21 protein-coding genes are annotated in these 17,525 nt (G+C 66.6%); all 21 read right to left on the bottom strand.

The window, feature by feature from the left end:
• Positions 1–98: 98 nt before the first annotated feature.
• Positions 99–848 carry a TIGR03747 family integrating conjugative element membrane protein gene (locus L1P09_RS08400; RefSeq protein WP_021264221.1) on the bottom strand — a complete coding sequence of 250 codons (750 nt, stop codon included), beginning with the start codon at positions 846–848 and terminating at the stop codon, positions 99–101.
• Positions 845–3,037 carry a type IV conjugative transfer system coupling protein TraD gene (traD, locus tag L1P09_RS08405; RefSeq protein WP_023435213.1) on the bottom strand — a complete coding sequence of 731 codons (2,193 nt, stop codon included), beginning with the start codon at positions 3,035–3,037 and terminating at the stop codon, positions 845–847. Before traD ends, L1P09_RS08400 begins: the two co-directional genes overlap by 4 nt.
• 4 nt (positions 3,038–3,041) lie before the next feature.
• On the bottom strand, positions 3,042–3,581 hold the full coding sequence (locus L1P09_RS08410; protein ID WP_022580328.1) for an integrating conjugative element protein: 540 nt from the start codon (positions 3,579–3,581) through the stop codon (positions 3,042–3,044).
• Entirely contained in the window at positions 3,578–4,168 is a 591-nt protein-coding gene (locus tag L1P09_RS08415) for a transglycosylase SLT domain-containing protein (RefSeq protein ID WP_022580327.1), read from the bottom strand. Before L1P09_RS08415 ends, L1P09_RS08410 begins: the two co-directional genes overlap by 4 nt.
• A complete protein-coding gene (locus L1P09_RS08420) occupies positions 4,150–4,875 on the bottom strand; it encodes a TIGR03759 family integrating conjugative element protein (protein WP_022580326.1) in 726 nt (241 codons plus the stop codon). The genes L1P09_RS08415 and L1P09_RS08420 overlap by 19 nt, the downstream gene beginning before the upstream one ends.
• A gap of 14 nt (positions 4,876–4,889) precedes the next feature.
• On the bottom strand, positions 4,890–5,531 hold the full coding sequence (locus tag L1P09_RS08425) for a hypothetical protein (RefSeq protein WP_022580325.1): 642 nt from the start codon (positions 5,529–5,531) through the stop codon (positions 4,890–4,892).
• Entirely contained in the window at positions 5,528–6,124 is a 597-nt protein-coding gene (pilL2, locus tag L1P09_RS08430) for a PFGI-1 class ICE element type IV pilus protein PilL2 (RefSeq protein WP_021264225.1), read from the bottom strand. Before pilL2 ends, L1P09_RS08425 begins: the two co-directional genes overlap by 4 nt.
• Before the next feature lie 158 nt (positions 6,125–6,282).
• A complete protein-coding gene (locus tag L1P09_RS08435) occupies positions 6,283–7,152 on the bottom strand; it encodes a hypothetical protein (RefSeq protein ID WP_021264226.1) in 870 nt (289 codons plus the stop codon).
• A 113-nt stretch (positions 7,153–7,265) separates the two neighbouring features.
• The gene (locus tag L1P09_RS08440; RefSeq protein WP_206018496.1) at positions 7,266–9,497 is read right to left on the bottom strand and encodes a helicase-related protein; all 2,232 of its coding nucleotides are present in this window, start codon (positions 9,495–9,497) and stop codon (positions 7,266–7,268) included.
• 167 nt (positions 9,498–9,664) lie between these two features.
• The gene (locus L1P09_RS08445) at positions 9,665–9,964 is read right to left on the bottom strand and encodes a hypothetical protein (RefSeq protein ID WP_021264228.1); all 300 of its coding nucleotides are present in this window, start codon (positions 9,962–9,964) and stop codon (positions 9,665–9,667) included.
• A 99-nt stretch (positions 9,965–10,063) separates the two neighbouring features.
• Entirely contained in the window at positions 10,064–10,381 is a 318-nt protein-coding gene (locus tag L1P09_RS08450; RefSeq protein ID WP_021264229.1) for a hypothetical protein, read from the bottom strand.
• Positions 10,382–10,432: 51 nt separating this feature from the next.
• Entirely contained in the window at positions 10,433–11,542 is a 1,110-nt protein-coding gene (locus tag L1P09_RS08455; protein WP_021264230.1) for a DUF6094 domain-containing protein, read from the bottom strand.
• A 64-nt stretch (positions 11,543–11,606) separates the two neighbouring features.
• Positions 11,607–12,257 carry a hypothetical protein gene (locus tag L1P09_RS08460; RefSeq protein ID WP_021264231.1) on the bottom strand — a complete coding sequence of 217 codons (651 nt, stop codon included), beginning with the start codon at positions 12,255–12,257 and terminating at the stop codon, positions 11,607–11,609.
• A gap of 111 nt (positions 12,258–12,368) precedes the next feature.
• Positions 12,369–12,710 (bottom strand): hypothetical protein, encoded by a 342-nt coding sequence (locus L1P09_RS08465; RefSeq protein WP_021264232.1) that lies wholly within the window; start codon positions 12,708–12,710, stop codon positions 12,369–12,371.
• A gap of 76 nt (positions 12,711–12,786) precedes the next feature.
• Positions 12,787–13,194, bottom strand: a complete 408-nt coding sequence (locus tag L1P09_RS08470; protein WP_021264233.1) for a hypothetical protein — start codon at positions 13,192–13,194, stop codon at positions 12,787–12,789.
• 99 nt (positions 13,195–13,293) lie between these two features.
• On the bottom strand, positions 13,294–13,617 hold the full coding sequence (locus L1P09_RS08475; protein WP_021264234.1) for a hypothetical protein: 324 nt from the start codon (positions 13,615–13,617) through the stop codon (positions 13,294–13,296).
• Positions 13,618–13,711: 94 nt separating this feature from the next.
• Positions 13,712–14,401 (bottom strand): DUF3275 family protein, encoded by a 690-nt coding sequence (locus tag L1P09_RS08480; RefSeq protein WP_023434798.1) that lies wholly within the window; start codon positions 14,399–14,401, stop codon positions 13,712–13,714.
• A gap of 56 nt (positions 14,402–14,457) precedes the next feature.
• On the bottom strand, positions 14,458–15,375 hold the full coding sequence (locus tag L1P09_RS08485; RefSeq protein WP_022580324.1) for a DUF3577 domain-containing protein: 918 nt from the start codon (positions 15,373–15,375) through the stop codon (positions 14,458–14,460).
• 147 nt (positions 15,376–15,522) lie between these two features.
• Entirely contained in the window at positions 15,523–16,080 is a 558-nt protein-coding gene (locus L1P09_RS08490) for an XF1762 family protein (protein ID WP_349814390.1), read from the bottom strand.
• 66 nt (positions 16,081–16,146) lie between these two features.
• Entirely contained in the window at positions 16,147–16,989 is an 843-nt protein-coding gene (locus tag L1P09_RS08495) for a phosphoadenosine phosphosulfate reductase domain-containing protein (protein WP_021264237.1), read from the bottom strand.
• Between the two features lie 147 nt (positions 16,990–17,136).
• A complete protein-coding gene (locus tag L1P09_RS08500; RefSeq protein ID WP_021264238.1) occupies positions 17,137–17,490 on the bottom strand; it encodes a DUF3085 domain-containing protein in 354 nt (117 codons plus the stop codon).
• Between the last annotated feature and the right edge of the window lie 35 nt (positions 17,491–17,525).

Raw genomic sequence — 17,525 nt, forward strand, 5'->3', positions numbered from 1 at the left:
CGCGCCATTCCTGTGTGATCAGCAATGACTTGATCGTGGGCAGCGAGGGGCTTTTAGGCCGCAAACAATAGGAACTCGCGCATGCCCGGATTGATGGCCTAGAGGTACTTCTTGAAGCTGCCTGCGGTCAGGCTCACGGCCAGTCCCAGCAAGGCGGCGCTGGGCAGCAGGATCAGCAGTGGATGCACCGAGATCGGCAAGGCCAGGTACGTGACCCACGGCAGCACGGCCAGCGGCATCAGGCTCGCCTTCGCGCGGTGGTAGATGAAGCCGGATTCCCGGCCTGCGCCGAACCGGCGCACGTCCCGGCGCACAAGACCGTCGATCAGGCCGACGAATGCCGCAGTGAAGATCAGCGGCAACGTGAGCACCAGAACCAGCAGGCGCACCAGGAACGTGAGGGTGGTGAAGGCCGCAGCGATCAGGTAGTTCTCGGCCCAGACATAGACCTGGCTGATGTAGTAGCGGAAGTTGCGCGTCTGCCCGTGGCTGGGTGCGCGGGCGCGCTCGGCGGTCTGGCTCATGCGCTCCAGCAGCCCGGAGCGAACGAATACCCATTCGTAGCCGGTATCCACCAGTTCGTGCGCGGTGCGCCCCGGCTCCTGCACGACCACGCTGCGCGTGAAGTGGCTGGACAGGTGCCCCAGTTCGTACTGCAACATCTGCTGCGAGTGCCGCCAGCCCTGGTCCTTCCAGAACAGGTGCATGCCGACGCACTCCACGACGATCGAGAACAGCAGCGAGCCGATCAGCACCCCGAGCAGCCGGAACGGCAAGGTGATGGTGCCGACGATCAGGCCCTGACGCTGGTTCTGCTCCCGTTGCGCAGTCGAGGCGGCGTCCTTCATGGCGAGGCCTCGTTGCCGGTGTCCTCGTCGGTGGCAATAGCCACCACGGCAGGTTCGGCCGCAGTGGCGTCATCCAGCAGGTCGTCGGGCAGGCCGGTGTCCTGCAAGGCGGGGGAACTGGTGAACTCCCACCACTGCGTCGCTTCGCTGTAGCTCTGGCGCATGTACCCGGCCAGTTGCTGCAAGTCTGCCGGCATCACTTCGTCCGGGTCCGGCGCCGGCAGCGGCATGCGCACTTTCCAAAGCTGGCCGCCCTGCAGCAGCGCGAAGCACTGGCCTTTCGGCAGGCCGACGACGTGTGACGGCTCGATCATCGGCACGCTGGACATGCTGATGCGGTCCTGCGTGTTCGACGTGAAATCCGTCGCCCCGCGAATGTCCGAGCTGTCGGTCGCACCGCTGACGATGGTGGTCGTATAGACCTCGACCTTCGGCAATTGCCGGGTCAGCAGTTCGGCGGTCGCTGTCTCGCGCACGCGCAGCATGAACAAGTTGTTGAAGTTGCCGATCACCTGGCCCGCCTTCGCGCGGTTGCCGATGCGGGCCTCGATGTCCGAAAGGGTCTGCGTGTACGCAGTGACTTGCAGGCCGGCACCGCCACCCTTGTTGATCAACGGGATGAACTCGTCACCCATCAACTCGTTGAATTCGTCGGCATGGACATTGATCGGCACGCGCGCACCGGCCGATGCGCCCGGCAGTCCATCGTCGATCCCGTGCTTGTAGATGTGCCCGGCGACCGACACGAGATCGCTGAACATCGAGTTGCCGACCGCTGCGGCGACCTCGGCATCGGAGAGCGCGTCCAGGCCCACATAGACGATGGCCCTCTTACGGATGACCTGCATCCAATCAAAGATCGGGCGCGGGTCGGCCAGGTCGGAGTAGTTCGGGGCCAGAAGCTGCGCGATCTTGCCGCTGGTGAGCTTCTCCAGCAGCGGCAGCAGCGATGCGACGATCTTGTCGAAGTACGTCTTGTCGTAGCGGACGGCAGAGCGCAGGCCGTCCAGCACCGGGTCGTAGTTGCGCGCCTGCGAGAGGTACTGCTCCAGCGCCACCACGCGCTTCTCGCGCCCGATCATGTTGCGCGGGATGTTCTTCTCGTTGAGCTTGGCCTCAATCTGGACGATCACCTCCCAGGCCTTGGGCTCCGTCTTGGCGAAGTAGTGCTGGGCGTACTCGATGAACAGCGCGTCGATGTTGATGACGTGCCGCTGGATCAGCATGTAGTCCGGGCGCTGTCCCAGTTCCACCAACGCGCGCGCAATGATGTTGACGAAGCGCCAGGCGAACTCGCGGAACGCCGCGCTGTTGCCTTCGCCGGAAAGCTGCCCCGCGACGCGGGTGGCCACCTCGCTGATCCGGCCGAAGCGGCCCACGGCGTTGTAGCGCGCGGAAATGTCCGGCCAGCCCAAATGAAAGACGTAGAACTCGCCTTCGCGGCCCGCGCGCTTGGCCTCGACGTACATCCGCTTCAGGAGATCGGCGTCGCCCTTGGGGTCGATGACGATCACGACCTCGTGCTCGCCAGCGGCGTTCACGCGCCGGATGTCCTGGGTCACGAACAACTCGGCCAGGCGGGTCTTGCCGACGCGCGTGGTGCCCAGCACCAGGGAGTGCCCGACGCGCTCGCCGAGTGGCAGGCTGACGTCCACCTCCTCGGGTTCGATGCCGTGCAAGCGCGGCAGGCCCCCAACCGGCGGCAGCGGCCGCACCGGGTTGAAAGGCACGTCCCAGCCGGTGAGCGCAGGCAGCCGGGACAGCGGGAACGGCGCGAACTCCAGCCGCTCTTCCAGGCGACGCGCCAGCCGGTAGGCCGGCGTCGGCTCGACGTAGCGGCGGAACTCCGGCCGGTACGTCTGCATCAGCCTATGGGTGTGCTTCTGCTCCCACAGGAAGCCGCGCCCCACGAACAGCCGCTGCTGGCTGACCGGCACGTCCTTGCTGGTCATCACGTACCGAGGTAGGCGGCGGATGTTGCGCCGGTAGCGCAGGATGACGCGGGCATCGCGGTAGCGGATCGCGCCGTAGGCCCCGAACGCCAGGGCACTGCCGACGCCCATGGACGGGCTCAGCGCGAGCGACCATGGGGCCACCAGGGACAGAAACGCGGCGCCCGCGCATGCGGCAACGGTGTATAGCTCCACCGCTGGGCGTAGCAATACCTCGACCGGCTGTTTCCCCGACATGGCTTCATTGCTCGATGCCGGTGGCCGTGATCAGCGCCGGGTAGTGCCGCAGGCCCAGACGCTCGGCTAGGTCGTCGCCGGACACGTGCGCGAGGGGTACGCCGGGCACCAGGGCGCGCAGCCGCGCCAGGCCCTGCACGGTCTCGACGTTGACCACCAGACCGACCGCGCCACGCTCGCGCAGCGCGGTCGCCTGGCGGCGAAGCCAGGCATGGGACGCCTCGTCGTCACCGACGACCACGAAAGGCCGCAGGCCCGGAGCCTCGATCACCCGCCGCGCGACGGTGCCGGGCGTGAGCTTGGCGCTGTGCACCGGCAGCATCGCGGCCTCGTCCGCCGGCGTGGCGGGAACCTGGGGCGTCGGGATCGGCGGCCGGGCCGGCGCGTTGGCGCGCGGCTGAAGATTCAGGGCCTCGTAATACGGCAGTGCCGATGCGCCGCCACGGTCTTCGACCACGATCAGTGGCTCGCCGGCAAGCGAGGCCAGCGGCAGACCCGCCAGCAGCACGAGCAGGCCCCGTAAGGCCAGATGGAATGTCGTCATGGGGATGTCTCCTGGCGCGCGGCGAGGACCGCGGCGGTTGGGCGCGCGCCCTGCACGCGGGCAAGGTGGCGGGATACGCTGCGCCGGTAGCGGGCGGCAGGCTCACCCCCGGCAGGACGGTGGTAGCGGCCGATCGCCAGCAACCAGTCTTCGCCCGGGGTGTGCTGCTCGCGCAGGATCTCGGCGGCGATGGCGAGGTTCCGGTACGGGTCGAGCAAGTCGCAGGCGCTGGCGTAGCGGTGTTGGTGGTAGCCGAGGTTGATCTGGCCCAGGCCCGCGTCGATGCGCGTGTGCGGCGTGGAGCGCATCGCCCGCTGCAAGCTCGCGCAGGCGTCGGCACGGGTCGCATAGCGGCGCGATTGGCCGGCGACGTTGAGCGACCACGGCCACGGGACGATGCGCCCGTTGCGCCGGATGCCGCTCTCCTGCAAGGCCACGGCATAGAGCACCGTCGAGGGGATGCCTGCGCGCTGTGCGGCGAGCTGGTAGGCCGGTGGCGGAACCTCTTGCGCATGGGCCGCGCCGGCGTACAGGCCAGCGGCAAGCACCAGTGCGCGCAGCGATGCGACTACGGCTGGCGCTGCCATTGGCCGTTCACCTCGCGCACGACCGCGGGCAAGTCGCCGGGCAGGCCCAGCGACAGCCAGCGGCCGCCGTCGTGGTTGAGCGTGATGGTGCCGCGGCGCACGCGCGCCGGATCGACGTTCGCGCGTTTGGCCCAGTCGCGGATGCGCGCATCGTCCTGGCGGCTGCCGACCATGTACAGGTCGAACTCGGTTCCCGAGGATTGCAGGCGCTGTACGAGCTGGCCGCAGGCTTCGCAGCCGTCCTTGACGAACACCGCCGTGCGGCCGGAGCCGCGCGTGGCTCCCGCGACCGGCTTGTCGTCGGGCAAGTTCACCCGCTGCATGCCGGGGTTCAGACGCTGCCAGGCCTCGTCGTATGCCTTCTGGTAGGCGAGCAGCTTCTCGACGCGGCGCGCTTCGACCTGCACCTGCAGCTCTGCGTAACGGCGCCGTTCCTCGTCGGTGCGCGCCTCGATGCCCAGGGCCGACAACGGGTCCAGGTTGGGCGAGTAGATGCCCAGCGGCCCGTCCATCAGTTCGCGGTAGCGCGCCCACTCCTGCGGTTGCAGGCCCCAGTCGCTCGCCACCCGGTCGTCCAGAATGCGGGCGACAAGCGGGCGCTCCTGGCTTTGCGCATTGCGGGCGGGAGCCGTGGCGGGCTGCTGCGCCCAGGCGGGCCACTGGGTGGACGCCAGCAGGAGCGCGGAAAGGATGATCGATGGCTTCATGCGATCTGCTCCGGTCAGGGAATCGCCACGCGGCGGGTCTGGTCGCCGGCCTGGAACACCGCGGTGTTGCCCTCGACGGCCTGCAAGTGCCACGGGCCGACCGCATCGCCGGGTAGCAGCACCTGAAGCTGGTCGGGCGTGAAGTCGCCACTGCTCGGCGCGACGGACACGCTGCGCTCGCCGGCACGCAGTTCGGCACCGACGATGCGGAACGGGAGCGGCGGCGGTTCGGGCTTGGCGGCGGGCTTGTTGCTGGTGCGCGGCTGGGCGGGTGCAGCGGCGCGCGCAGCGGTCTGCCGCGCCTTGACTTGCTCGACTTCGGCGCGCAGTGCCTGAAGGTCGTCGGCAGCGGCATAGGCGCTCAGCGATTTCTCGACCTGGGCCGCGCGTGCTTCCAGGATTTGACGGGTGTCTTTGAGGTCTGCCGCCGTGGCGACGGCCGGACGCTGCTGGATGGCCTCGACGGTCTCGGCCAGGCCCGTCGCCTGCGCTTCGAGGCGTTGCAGGCGGGAATCGAGGCGCTCCTGGTCGGCCTGGTCGTTCATGGCCTGGTAGCCGAGGGCCACGAAGACACTGAGGCCGAACAGCCAGAGCCACATCAGGCTCTGCACCACCACGGCGGCGGTTGAACGCTGGGCGGGTTGCGGGGCGTTCATGGCTGGCCTCCCGATACCGCGGGCGCCAGCGGGAACGTCTGCACCGCCTCGGTGGCGGGCGGTGCGGGTGCGTTGTCGGCGGCCATGCTGTCGCCAGGCCGCTCGAAGCAGATTTGCCGTGCGCGGTCATCCGCGTGCAGTTCCCAGGCCGGGCCAGCCAAGGTGAGCAGCGCATCGCGCAAGGTCATGGGGCCGAGATGCAGGTGCGCCGCCGGCAGCGGCAGTGCGTACAGCTCGATCACCGCGCGCGCCGTCTGGCACAGGCCGTAGCCGCTGCGCTTGAGGACATGCCGCAGCCCGTCGCCGACCGTGGCGCGGGCATCCTCGGGCATGGCGACATCGATGGTCTGCAACAGCAGGTCGCGCTGCGCTGCCGTGGGTGCCAGTTCCACGAGGGTGTAGCGGCCGTAGCGCACGACGGGGATGTACTCGGGCGCCTCGGGTGCGGGCGCGGCCGAGACTTCCTCGATGGTGTCGGGCGCGACCGGCGCGGTCGTCGCGCAGCCGCCAGCCAGCACCGACCAAAGCAGGCCGAGAAATCCCGCCAGCAGGCGGCGTTCGGGATGGTGGAACCAGGGTGGAGAGGGGCACATGGCGCGTCGTCCTGAAACATCGAGCCATCACCTTCGTCCCTCGGGCCAAGAGCGGCAGCAAACAATGCGAATCAGGCAGCGCCCGATTTCCCGACAGCCTCCCTCCAAAGAAAAAGGCCCCCGAAGGGGCCAGTGAAAACGCATCGGGCTTCGCCCGATCAATCCCGAGCCAGCTTCAGGCCGGGATCGACCTGTGCCAGTTGGGTGTGCGACCAGCAGCGCACGAACTGGCCGTTCTCACCGAGCGGCCGGTTCGCCACCGCCGCCGAATACTCTTCGGTGTCGCTGGTGTCGTAGCAGATGACCTTGATCTCGCCGCTGTCGCAGCGGATGGAGTGGATCTGGCCGTCGGTCATATCGATCACGACGACCTGCGGGACAAGGCCCAGTTCGCGGGCGGCCGACAGGATGGGGCCGTATTCGGCAGTGTCGAAGCAGACGAACGGCCCTTCGTAGCGGGCTTCCTCGGCCAAGTCCCTGGCCTTGTCGTAGTGGATACCCAGGTCGTATTCCTCCTGGGTGATCCTGACCTTGAAGATCGGCATGTCGGGACCACCGGAGGCATCGACGCAGGCGACCGCGATTTGCATCTCGATCTCGCTGCCGTCGGCAGGTTCGGTCGAGGGGATGACGGCTCGGCCCGTGGGGGCGTCGTCGTCCATGCCCATGCGCTCGCGCATTTCGTCGGCGAATGCCTCGGGGGCCATCAGGCCATAGCGCGCCAGGCGCACGGGGATGTCCTCTGCACTGAGGTTGCCGTCCTCGATGCGCTGCTGCATGAAGGCGGCGATCTCGGCTTCCAGTGTTTCGTGGTCGGCCGCCGAGGGCACCTCGGACACATCGATCGACCAGGTGTCCACTTCCGCGGCGGTATCGCCGCTCAGCAGACCCTCGCCGATGGCGAGTTCGCACATGCGTTCCAGCCGTGCCAGCAATTCCGACGCGGCCTCGCCGTTGAGCAGATAGGTCACGTCCAGCGTCAGGCGCGCATTGACGGTTTCGGGCGTGGCTTGGGTAGTAGCGTTCATGGAAATCTCCTTGGGATGAAAAAAGAGCAGCTACGCCCACGGTTCCCGTGGACGTGGCTGCAAGGTGGGAACAACGGAAAGCCGGCGGCGCGAGGCCGGCGTTGGCGTGGGGATCAGGCGGCGACCAGTTGCCGGGCCAGTGCGACCTCGACGGAATCACCGTCCTGGTTGAGCACATCCAGCCCGGATTCGGGTACATCGCCGGACGTGCTTTGGGACACGAGGATCTTCTTGGCCATCAGCGCGAGGCACGCCATCTGCGAAGAGGCGGCGTACCCCAGGTAGATCACCTTCACGGCGAGCTTCTGGCCGATCCGCCACGAGCGGCGCGCGGCCTGCTGCAGCGTGTACACGTTCCACCCCGATTGCAGGAACACGATCGTGGGGAATTCGAGCAAGTCCAACCCGGTCTTGACGAGTTCGGGGTTCGTGATGAGCACGTCGATGCCCCGGTCGATCTGCTCGGCAATCCAGTCCTCGCGCTGGCTGGCATCCACGCTTGCGCGCAGCACCGCCACCTTGAAGCCTTCCTGCTCCAGCAGCATCTTCAGCCGGCTCGTGGTGTCCCGCGTGCCGGTATAGACCGAATACACCAGGGTCTTGCGACCCGCTTCCTTCTCCTCGCGGCAGATGTTGATCAGTTCGCGTTCCTTGGGCATCACCTCCAGCTCGTTGAACTGAGCCGGTGTGAATGCCAGCACCTCGCGCGTGCGCGGATGGCGGACCGTCTCTGCCCTGAAGCAGCAGTCGGGCCACGCCAGCAGCGTGTTGAGAACCACGCCCAGCAAAGTGGTGTCCCGCTTGCGCAAGGCCTCCTTGAGCTGTTGCGTCAGGCTGGAAGCCAGCTTCTGATACGCCTCGCCTTGCTCGGCGCTCATCGCCACGTCCCGGAACTCCTCGTCATACGGTGGCAGAACACCGCCGATGTCTCGCAGCTTCAGGAAGATGGTGTACGGCAGGATGCACCGCAGCACGCCCTTGGGGCCGAAGCCGGGGGCCTTGACCGTTCTGACCGTGACCTTGCTGCCTTTGGCCGTCTTGTGCGCCGGACCGTCGGACTCGGAGTAGATGTCCTTGAGGACGCCGTGATCCCTCATAAAGGCCATGGCGGCGGCGTTCATGCTGCCGTTGCGGCCGGGGATGTAGCCGTCCTCGATCATGCGGCCCGGAAGCGCGCGGAACAGCAGGTGGAAAAGATCGTCGGCGTAGCCGCCCATCAGCGTGCCGGTGAGCGAGACCGTCTTGCGGACCTTGGACGCGATGACGCCCATGGCCTGGCCTTGCGCCGAACCGCCCGTCTTGTACTCGTGGGCCTCGTCTGCGATGAGCAAGTCGAACGTGCTGCGCGGCAGATACCGCTTCACATATTCGCTGGGTTGGTAGCCGCCTTCACCGAAGCCGAACTCCATGTTCGCCATGGCCCGCTCCATGCGGTGCGCTTGGCGGTCGCTGAAGACCAACTTCCCGCTCGCGTCCATCAGGTTGATGAAGTTGTGCAGGTTGTCGCCGAGCATCGAGGCCAGGAAGCTGTCCCCGAAGGTCTTCATCAGCTTCTGCGCGGTGGCTTCGCCGATGGTGGGAATACGCTTCAAGGCACGCAGCACAGCCGAGGACTGGTCGCTGCCGGACAGTGACCGCGGACGCATCAGCGTCCACAGCGCGCCGCCGCAGCCATTGCACTTGCGGCGGAACTCTTCCGCCTCCAGCTCCTGAGCATTGATCGGCTCGCCGTCGAGGTTGGTGACGACCTCCCCGCAGTGCGGGCACGCCCCTACGTCGCCGTGACGGGTGTGCTTGCGCGCGAAGGCGGGCTTCCAGTGAAAGCCCATCCTCATGCGGACACGACCGAGAACGAAAAACTCCTGCGCCGGCGAAGGCACGCCAAGCTGCTCGCGCAACTTGATCAGTTTGAGCAGCGTGTCCGGGCCATTGAGCACCCAGACCTTTGCGCCCGCGACGGTTTCGAGGATTTCCCGGCGCCACTTGTAAACGAGGTGCGGCGGGCTCAGGACGAGTGTGCGGCGATAGCCTTCGGCATGCAGGACCGCGGCCAGCGCAATGCCGATCGTGGTCTTGCCGGTGCCCATCTCGCCGTTGACGAAAACGGCCCGCTCGCCCTGGTTGACGAGCAGTTCCGAGGCCGCATGCACGACCTCGGCCTGGGCGGGGAACAACTGGCGTTTCAGCCCGGCCAGCACCAGTTGCCGGTGCGGGCGCGGTGTGCCGCTATAGACGGGCGGGTTCGCCCGATTGAGGGATTCCAGCAGCTCGTCCCCGAACTCGGAAACGAAGTCCTGAAGGCTCATGGACAGTTCGGACGGTTCCTGTTCGAGCAGGTCGTCCATCTCGGACGAGGGGTCAGCGGCCGGGGCCGCGTCGATGACTTGTGCGTTCATGGTGATGCTCCGAAAGAAGAACGGGGCATGCACCACTCCCCAAGGGGCGGTGACATGCCCCAGGGGTGGGAAGGAAAGACCGGCCGGATTCGGGATCTGGCCGGTGATGACGACGATCAGTACTCGCTGGGCAGCAGCACCGTGGTGACGCTGCGATCCCATTCGGTGATGACCCAGACCTTCAGGCTCGGGCCGACCTCATAGGCAGAGAACAGGCGGGCCTCACCCGACTTCAGCGCGGCGTCGTTCTGGCGCCGGTCGCTGTCGTCGAGGTCGCCCCAGTCGGCAGACAGATGCCGCAACAGGTACGGACGGGGATTGAGCTGGCCTTGTTGAACCAGGCTGGCGACGCCCGAGGTCATGACGACCTGGCCGGGGTTGAACCTGGGAAAAGCGTGTTGGGCAACGGTGGACATGGAGATGGCTCCTTCAGGAAAAGAGGCACCTCGCCCCGTCGGGGCGAGAAACCCCGGTGGGTGGAAAGAAAACGCGCCGCGGCTGCGGACGCTGGACGATCAGTTCACGGCCCCTTCTTCGGGCAGTTGCACGACCGTGGTGCGCTGGTCGTCACTGGTGATGACGAGCAGGAACAGCTTCGGTGTGATCTGGAAGCGCGACGTCATGGGAGCGCTTTGCTCCAGCGCGACGTCGTTCAACTGGCACTCGGCCTCACTGGCCTCGCCCCAGTCGCCGCGCACATGGCGCTGCACATAAGGCAAAGGGTCGATGAGGCTCTTGCTTGCCAGCCAATGCACCTTCTCACTCAGCTTGAGCGTGCCCGGTGCGAAGAGTGGTGGAACCTTGGGCTTGCGCCCCTGGAAGATGGACAGCATGGGGATACTCCTTACAGGTGATGAACAACAGGCGGCAAGCCGCCTGCGGGGTCAGTGGATGGTGAGAACCTGTCCCAGCGTGGAAGAGCTGGGTGTGAGGTCCCAGGCCCGAATCACCGGCACGAACTTGTCCGTCAGGATTCGGGTCTCGGCCAAGGAGCCGTCGTCGCGCTCGCGGTATTCCACGGCGGAAGACTTCTGCTTGAACGTGTCGCCCTTGACGGCCAGGGTGCGGCCGGTGGGCGACTGCACGACACCGGAGATCGCGCCGGCCGCGAGGGCCAGTGCCAGGTGCCACTGGGACAAGGCGCGTGCCGGAGCACGCAAGGTCTGCTGGGTCGCGCCCAGATGGGTCTCGAACGCAGGCCACAGGCCTTTGAGGCGCCGCACTTCGTCGGCGAACTGCTCCGGTTCCATGCTGATCCGGTAGAAATACTCCGGCTCGGCCTGGGCCGTGGGGACCACATACGGCAGCAGCGTCCATTCGGGCGGCAATTCTTCCGCCTCCTGTTCGCCCAGGCCGATTTGCAGCAGCCGGGCGCGGGACGCTTTCACGTCATCGCCCGCCTGGTCGCGCTGCCGGACACGACGCCCGAACACCACGACCTGCTTGAACTGCTTGTCCACCGCCTGGAACACGGACAGGTCCGTGAAATGGCGTGTCAGCCAGCCGACCATCTCCTGATCCAGCACGTAGGACGGCAGGATGAAGACCAGGATGCCGCCGTACTGCAACAGGGGCAGCGTGCGCTGGTAGAAGAGCTTTTCCAGCCGGGCGCGGCCCTTGCCTTCGTAGCCCAGGTTGCCGCTGGTGTCCCTTGCGAGATCGCCATACGGCGGGTTGAGCCACAGGAGGCCGAAGGCCTGCCGCGAGATCATGGTGTCCATCAGGTCACCGTGGATGCAGTGATCGACCAGCAGCCGGGCGTGGGTGGCCCGCTCCTGGTCGAACTCGACGGCATAGGCGCTGGCCAGCTCAGGCCCGAGGGCCTGGGCGGCTTCGGCGATGGCAACGCCTTCGCCTGCGCAGGGGTCAAGAATGCACATCGACCCGTCACCGGATGCCAGTGCGCCGAGGGTTCTTTCAAGGGTGGCTTCGTCGGTCGGGTAGTACCCGTTCTTGGCGAAATTCCGAGCGAGCCTGGGGAACATGAGTGCCATGGGAAGTCTCCTGTCTGGTTGGGATGAAGGACGGAAGCACGCCAAGGCATGCCTCCGCGTTGGGTCAAACCGATTCCACTTCCGGCGTCCAAATCCTGGCCGGATAGGGATAGGCGGTGAGCACGCCCTGGCGGATGAGGTCGCCCAGCGCTTCGGTGAGCGCGGGCACGTCGATGGCGAGCCGGAACCCTTGCAGCGGCCCGAGGGCCATGCGCAGGGAGCACAGCATTTCGCGCTCGCGCAGCAGCGCCAGGACTGGCGTTTGCCAGTGGTCCAGCAGCGGCAGCGGGCATGTGTCCTTGACCAGGTGCCACAGGCGTGACGTTGGATCGGCCGCGGAGCGCGGCAACAGCGCCAAGGCGCTGGCCGAACTCTTGTCGGGCCGGATGCAGCGCCGGTCGAACAGCCAGAGATTGACCATCGAGCCGAACAGCGTGCGGCGATAGCTGCGGGTCAGGCGCTTTTCAAGGCGCTCGACCGAGCCGACGAACACGGGCAGCGAACCGCCCTGGTCGGTGACGACGTGGAACTGGTCCAGGCCGTCCTCGCTGCGGCCCAGGGTGAGCCGCCCGATGAACTGCTGGATGGCGGTGTCGCGCGCCCAGACCGAGAGAAAGATCAAGTCGCCCTGGTTCCCGCAAACGCAGGCATCGGCCATGAGGTCGCTGCATTCGTCGATGCGGTACAGGGGCTGGTCGGATGAAGTTGCAGGCATGGTGGTTTCCTCGATGTGAGGGGCGCACCGCCCGCAGGGGCAGTGAATGCCCCGTTAGGGATGAAAACGCGCAGCGCCAGGGCGAATGCCTCGGCTGCGTCGCAGGTGACGTCAGGCGCTCAGTTCGGTGAACGAACCATCGGCCTCATGCTTGACGACGCGATTGCTGACGTTCCCCGCGTAGTCCTTCTGGACTTCGGTGAACATGCTGCTCGGCACGTCGATGTGGAAATGGCCCAGGACCGCACGGTAGTAGTCCAGGCCGTGGCCGAACGGGTCTTCCTCGTGCAGGTTGCTGTACAGGAAATCCTCGTCCTCGACCTTCATGGTGCTGTCGATCAGCTCGGCAGGCTTGCGGATCGTCATGAAGAAATAGCGCAGTGGCCGATCCCAGCCGAGCATGACCGTGATGGGAAGTCCCTTGTGATGGGTCTCGAAGTAGTGCTGGCTCATGGTGGTGTCCTTGGATGAGCTGGAACAGCACCGCCCGCGTGGGCAAGTGCTGCCCTGGCGGGTGGAAGGAAGAGATTCAGGCCGTCAGCGCCGTAGCGGATGCCAGGGCGGCGGTCGGGGTACGCCGTCGTGCGTGGTAGGCGCGAACGCCTGCACGCCAGTCGGCGGACTGCTCCGGTGCGAGATCCAGATAGGACAGCGGGCACGAGTAGTAGTACGGGTGCATGGATTCGTCCAGCGGCTTGTAGCCCCACTGGCCGCCGCTGCATTCGAGCAGGTCGCAGCGGATGTAGCGCAGGGACTGGCCCTGCGAGAGATCACGATGCACGCCTTCGACCTTGGCAGTCATTTCGATCACGGACCACAGCACGTTGCCGCGCAGGGTGTGGGCGATGACCTTCGCGCTGACGCGCTCGGTCTCCTGGGGTGCGACCAGTTCCGCGATCAGGTCGGATCGCGATTGGGAAGAGAAATACCAGCCCATGAGAGGCCTCCTGAAAAGTGGAGCCGGAGGCCTCCCCGTGGGGAAGACACCCAGCGGGTGATGGAATGCCGCGCGTGCGGCGATGGATTTCGGTGCGGACTAGGAACCGCAACCGGCTGGGCAACAACCCAGCGTGATCCCGTGCGAGCAGCAGCCGTTTTCGGCGAGCCACTCTTGGGTTTCCTGCCGTTCGGCAGGTGTTGCGTAGTCCCATTCCTCGGTAGCGATTTCCAGGGCATGGGCGCGCTGGCTTTCCGGCAACCGACTGACTTGCGCGTCGATCTCGGAACTGAAAAGCGTGACCCAGTGTTCCCAGGCCAAGCCGCAACCACGCTGGGCGTGCTCGGCAGCCGTCTTGCAGACAGCCTGCCACGCGGGTTCGTCCAGCGTAGAACGGGGGGTATCGCAAGCGATGGTGGACATGATGGAGACCTCCAGAAAAATGCCGGAGCCTCCCCCGCATGGGGAAGGAACCCCGGCGGGCGGATGAAGAACACCGCAGATGCGGCGTTTGCGATCACGCAGGTTCCAGTGCGGCCTGACGGCTCCACTCCTGCGTCTGGTACTGGTGCTTGTAGCCCAGTTGGCCCAGGCGGGCGACCTGCGCGCGCAAGGTGCGCCGGTCAATGGTCGAATCCAGTCGGACGGATTCGCCCAGTGGCCACAGGATGCCGAACAGTGCGGCGTCGCCATCTTCGGCGCTGCCGGTGGCAGCAGCCGCAGCGGGCGTCGGCGCATCCACACCGAAGGGCGTGGTATCGACCAGCGGGTCCGCGGATGCCTGCACGGGTGCGGGCTTGGCGGGTTTGGACGTTCTGGCGGGCTTGGCCGGCGTTGCCGCTGGCTGCGCTCCCAGCTCTTCATCGAGCGGATCGATTTCCTGGGTGGCGAAGCTGCGGGCCTCGTCACGGCTCAGTTTTTCGATGCCGTTGAGCGTCATGCCATCGAGGTTGGCGCGGACTTCAAACCGTGCGCCACCCGCGACCGGATAGGACTTCGCGAAGATGTAGCGGATGACGAACTCCCCGTCGTACTTGCCTTCGGGGTACTGCTCCAGCTCCGCGTCCTTGATGGCGAACTCGCCGATGGGGGTGGTCAGGCGACCGACCGTGAACGGGCCGTTCTTGCCGCGGATGGTCCGCAATGTGAGCTGACCCGGGACGACGATGGGCAGGACTGATCTCGCAGGTGCCGATGTGGCTGCCATGATGGTTCTCCTTGGGAAATAGGAAAAAGCAAGGCCCCGTGAGGGGCCATGCCGGATCAGAACGACTCGGCCATCGCCGGCTCCTGCTCCTCGACTTCTTCTGCGGGCTCGCGCTCGGCGGGATCGACAGGTTGGTCGGCAGCGGTGTCGGCGGCAACCTCGGCTTCGGGCGCGGGTGCGTCCTCGGCCTGCGGCGCCTCGGCTTGCGCCTGGCTCGGCGAATAGACCGTCTTGCCGTCGATCTTGATGAGACCGATGTGGATCAGCGTCGATTCCAGGCTCGCTCCCGGTTCCCCGGCGCGCTCGCCCTTGGTGCGGATGTACGGATCGATCTTCATGTCGTTCAACTTGAAGCCGATCAGCACCTTGCGATCCCCTTCGATGGCCTGCACGCACCGGCGTACCAGGTGCTCGGCCTCGGGGGTGGTGACGATGGTGTCGAAGTACCGATATTCCGGTTCACCGACAGGCCCGGCCAGTGCCGCGACGCAGCACGACAGGAACGGATCGCCATCCTTGGGGGTGATGTCTTTCGGACGGCTGAGGTAGCCGATGCCGCGCGTGATCAGCTCGTGCTGCCTGATCGAAGCCAGTTCGGCCCGGTCAAGCGGCTCGGCCTTGAGCAGACGCGCCTTGAGACTGGCGCCCGGCTTGCCGGCGTGCTGGCCCTTGTCACGAATGTACGCATCGCCCCAGAGGTCTCCGAGGCGGAAGCGCACCAGCGGGCGCTGCTTGGGATCGTCAACGCCGATGTAGCGCTCGACCAGCTTCTTGGCATCCGCACCGGACACCTTGACGTCGAAGTAGCGGTAGGTCGGGTCCTTGGCGGAACCGACCAGTGCGGCGATCGTGCATGCGATGAAAGGCTGTGCGCGGCGGCCGCCCCGAACGGGAACCTCGCGGGCACGCTGGATATATCCGATGCCCGAGGTATGGATGTCGAAATACGATTTCTCGTTGGACGTGGTGTTCATGGTGAATCTCCATTGGGATGAAGCGGAGACACACCGGCCCACGCATGCGGGGAAAGGTGCGTAACCCCGCGGTGGGTTGATAAGGCGAAAGCATCCGCCACCAAGACTGGTGGCCGCTCGCGGACGGATGCGGTGCGAGCTGGGTGATCAACGCGGTGGAACCGCGCCGTAGCCTTGAAGATCGTGGCTACCTGGGATGCTGCTGACGGCTGTCAGCGAGGCATGGGGGCAGCATGGGCGGGGTTCGCGCGCGCGGCAGCAATCAATCGGCATCCGGGCGTTTCCCTTTGTCCGCGCCGCCTGGCGCCTGCCACAGGCACTTGGGGCCGCGCAGGTGCTCGGGGGTGTCAGCGCGGCGACGGCTGGGGCGGCTCCAGGCGCCGCCGCCGCGCGTGCCGACCAGCCGCCAGCCGGCGGCGCGCAGGCTGGCACCGCCTTCCTCGGGCAAGAGTAGGTGATCAGCCGCGTGTAGCCCAGTGCCTTGGCCGCCTTCCAGGCGGCGCCGTAGAGCTTGCTGCAGGCGTTCGGTGCGCCGTTGGTGCAGAGCCTGGTGACTTCGAGGGTCCAGCCGTCGTCCAGGTGACGGGCGACCGGGCGGCCGACGATGGCCACGCCGCAGATGCCGTCGCTGCCGGGCAGCGCGACCGCGATGGCGAACTTCGCCCCTTGAACCGACCGGTGGTGGCGGTGGTGCTCCGAAGGCATTGGCACAGCGCAAGGACACCGGCAGCAGGTGCAGCGATGGCGAGGACGGTGGCTTGCCCATGCGCATCAGTCGCCGCAGAAGCAGGCGATCGGCTCCTCGGCTGCATCGAACAAGTCGCCCTGATCGGCAGCGAAGCGCGCCAGGTCGGCGTAGCTCGGGCCATCGGCGCGGAACCGGGCGCCGCTGGGCTTGCTCGCCAGGTTCAGTGACTCCATGCGAACCCACCACACGGCGGCCTCGGGCCGCGCCTTAATGAGGGCCAGGCGCTGCCCGCGAGGCTTCAGGAAACACAGGTCGCAGTTGCCTTCGAGCGTGCGCCCGTTGACCGTCAGCAGGTCGAGGTCGAACGGCTGCGCCTGCCAGAAGGCGCCCACGTCGCGCACGGTGACGCCGGCGTCCGCCAGCGGCATGCACATGGTCTCGTGGGTCGATTCGGTGGAGTGTCCGCGCGCGCGAATCTTGGCGACGCGGCGCTGTTCGTCGGCGCGGATGCCGATCATCTGGTCCCAGTCCGTCCAGCCCAGATGCCGCAGGTAGCGGTGCATCGGGCGAATCTTCAGGCTGGTCGTGCAGCCGCGCGCGACGGGATTGGGCAGGTACTGGCGCTTGCGGATCAGCGCCTCGAACGGCTCGCCCTGGCGGCTGGCCCGGTCGAAGTCCACCAGCGTGAAACCCGGCTCGATGGACAGGTATTCCAGCCAGTGGATCGGCACCCGCCAGTGCTCGGCGCAGTCGCGCACGAAGCGCAGGGTCGCTTCCACTTCCTTGTCGGTGTTGGCGAAGCAGACCACGGTGTCGGCAGGCAGGCCGCCATTGGCCTGCAACACGCGCCAGAGCATGTAGGCGCTGGTGCGCCCGCCCGAGAAGCTGATGCAGGTCGGCTGGGTGATCTTGAACGGGTCGTGCATGCGGTCGTCTCCGTGGGAATGTCGGCGGGCATGCCGACGAGGCGGGCCAAGGCGGCCGGAGACGAGCGCGCACACGCAGCAATGGCCGCGGTGCGGAGAAAAGAAAGCCCCCATGAAGGGGGCCATGAGGGGACGGGAGTAGCCGCGCTACGCCGATGGCACCACCTCCAGCGACAGGTGCGTCGTGGTGGCGGACAGCATCAGATCGTCCGTGCCGTGCAGGATGCGTGCGAAGACGCCTTCCTTCGGGTCGAAGAATTCGCCGAAGTCGTCGCCGCCCAGCTCGGCGCGCGCCAGTTCCCACCAGTCATCGAACGGGTCGGTATCCGGGTTGCAGCCGACGGCATAGGCCAGCAGCTTCACGCGGCCATCTGGACGGCGCTCTCCCTGCTCGGCGAGGAAGTACACGCCCTGGTCCTTGGCGAGGACGACGCGGCATTGGTTGGCGACGGCCTCGGCTAGCACGGGGCGCAGGTCGGAGCCTTTGAATCGCAGTGACATGGTTGATCTCCTGAAGAAAAAGGCCCTCCACCTGA

The organism is Pseudomonas juntendi (genome assembly GCF_021560075.1).
Classification (GTDB): domain Bacteria; phylum Pseudomonadota; class Gammaproteobacteria; order Pseudomonadales; family Pseudomonadaceae; genus Aquipseudomonas; species Aquipseudomonas juntendi.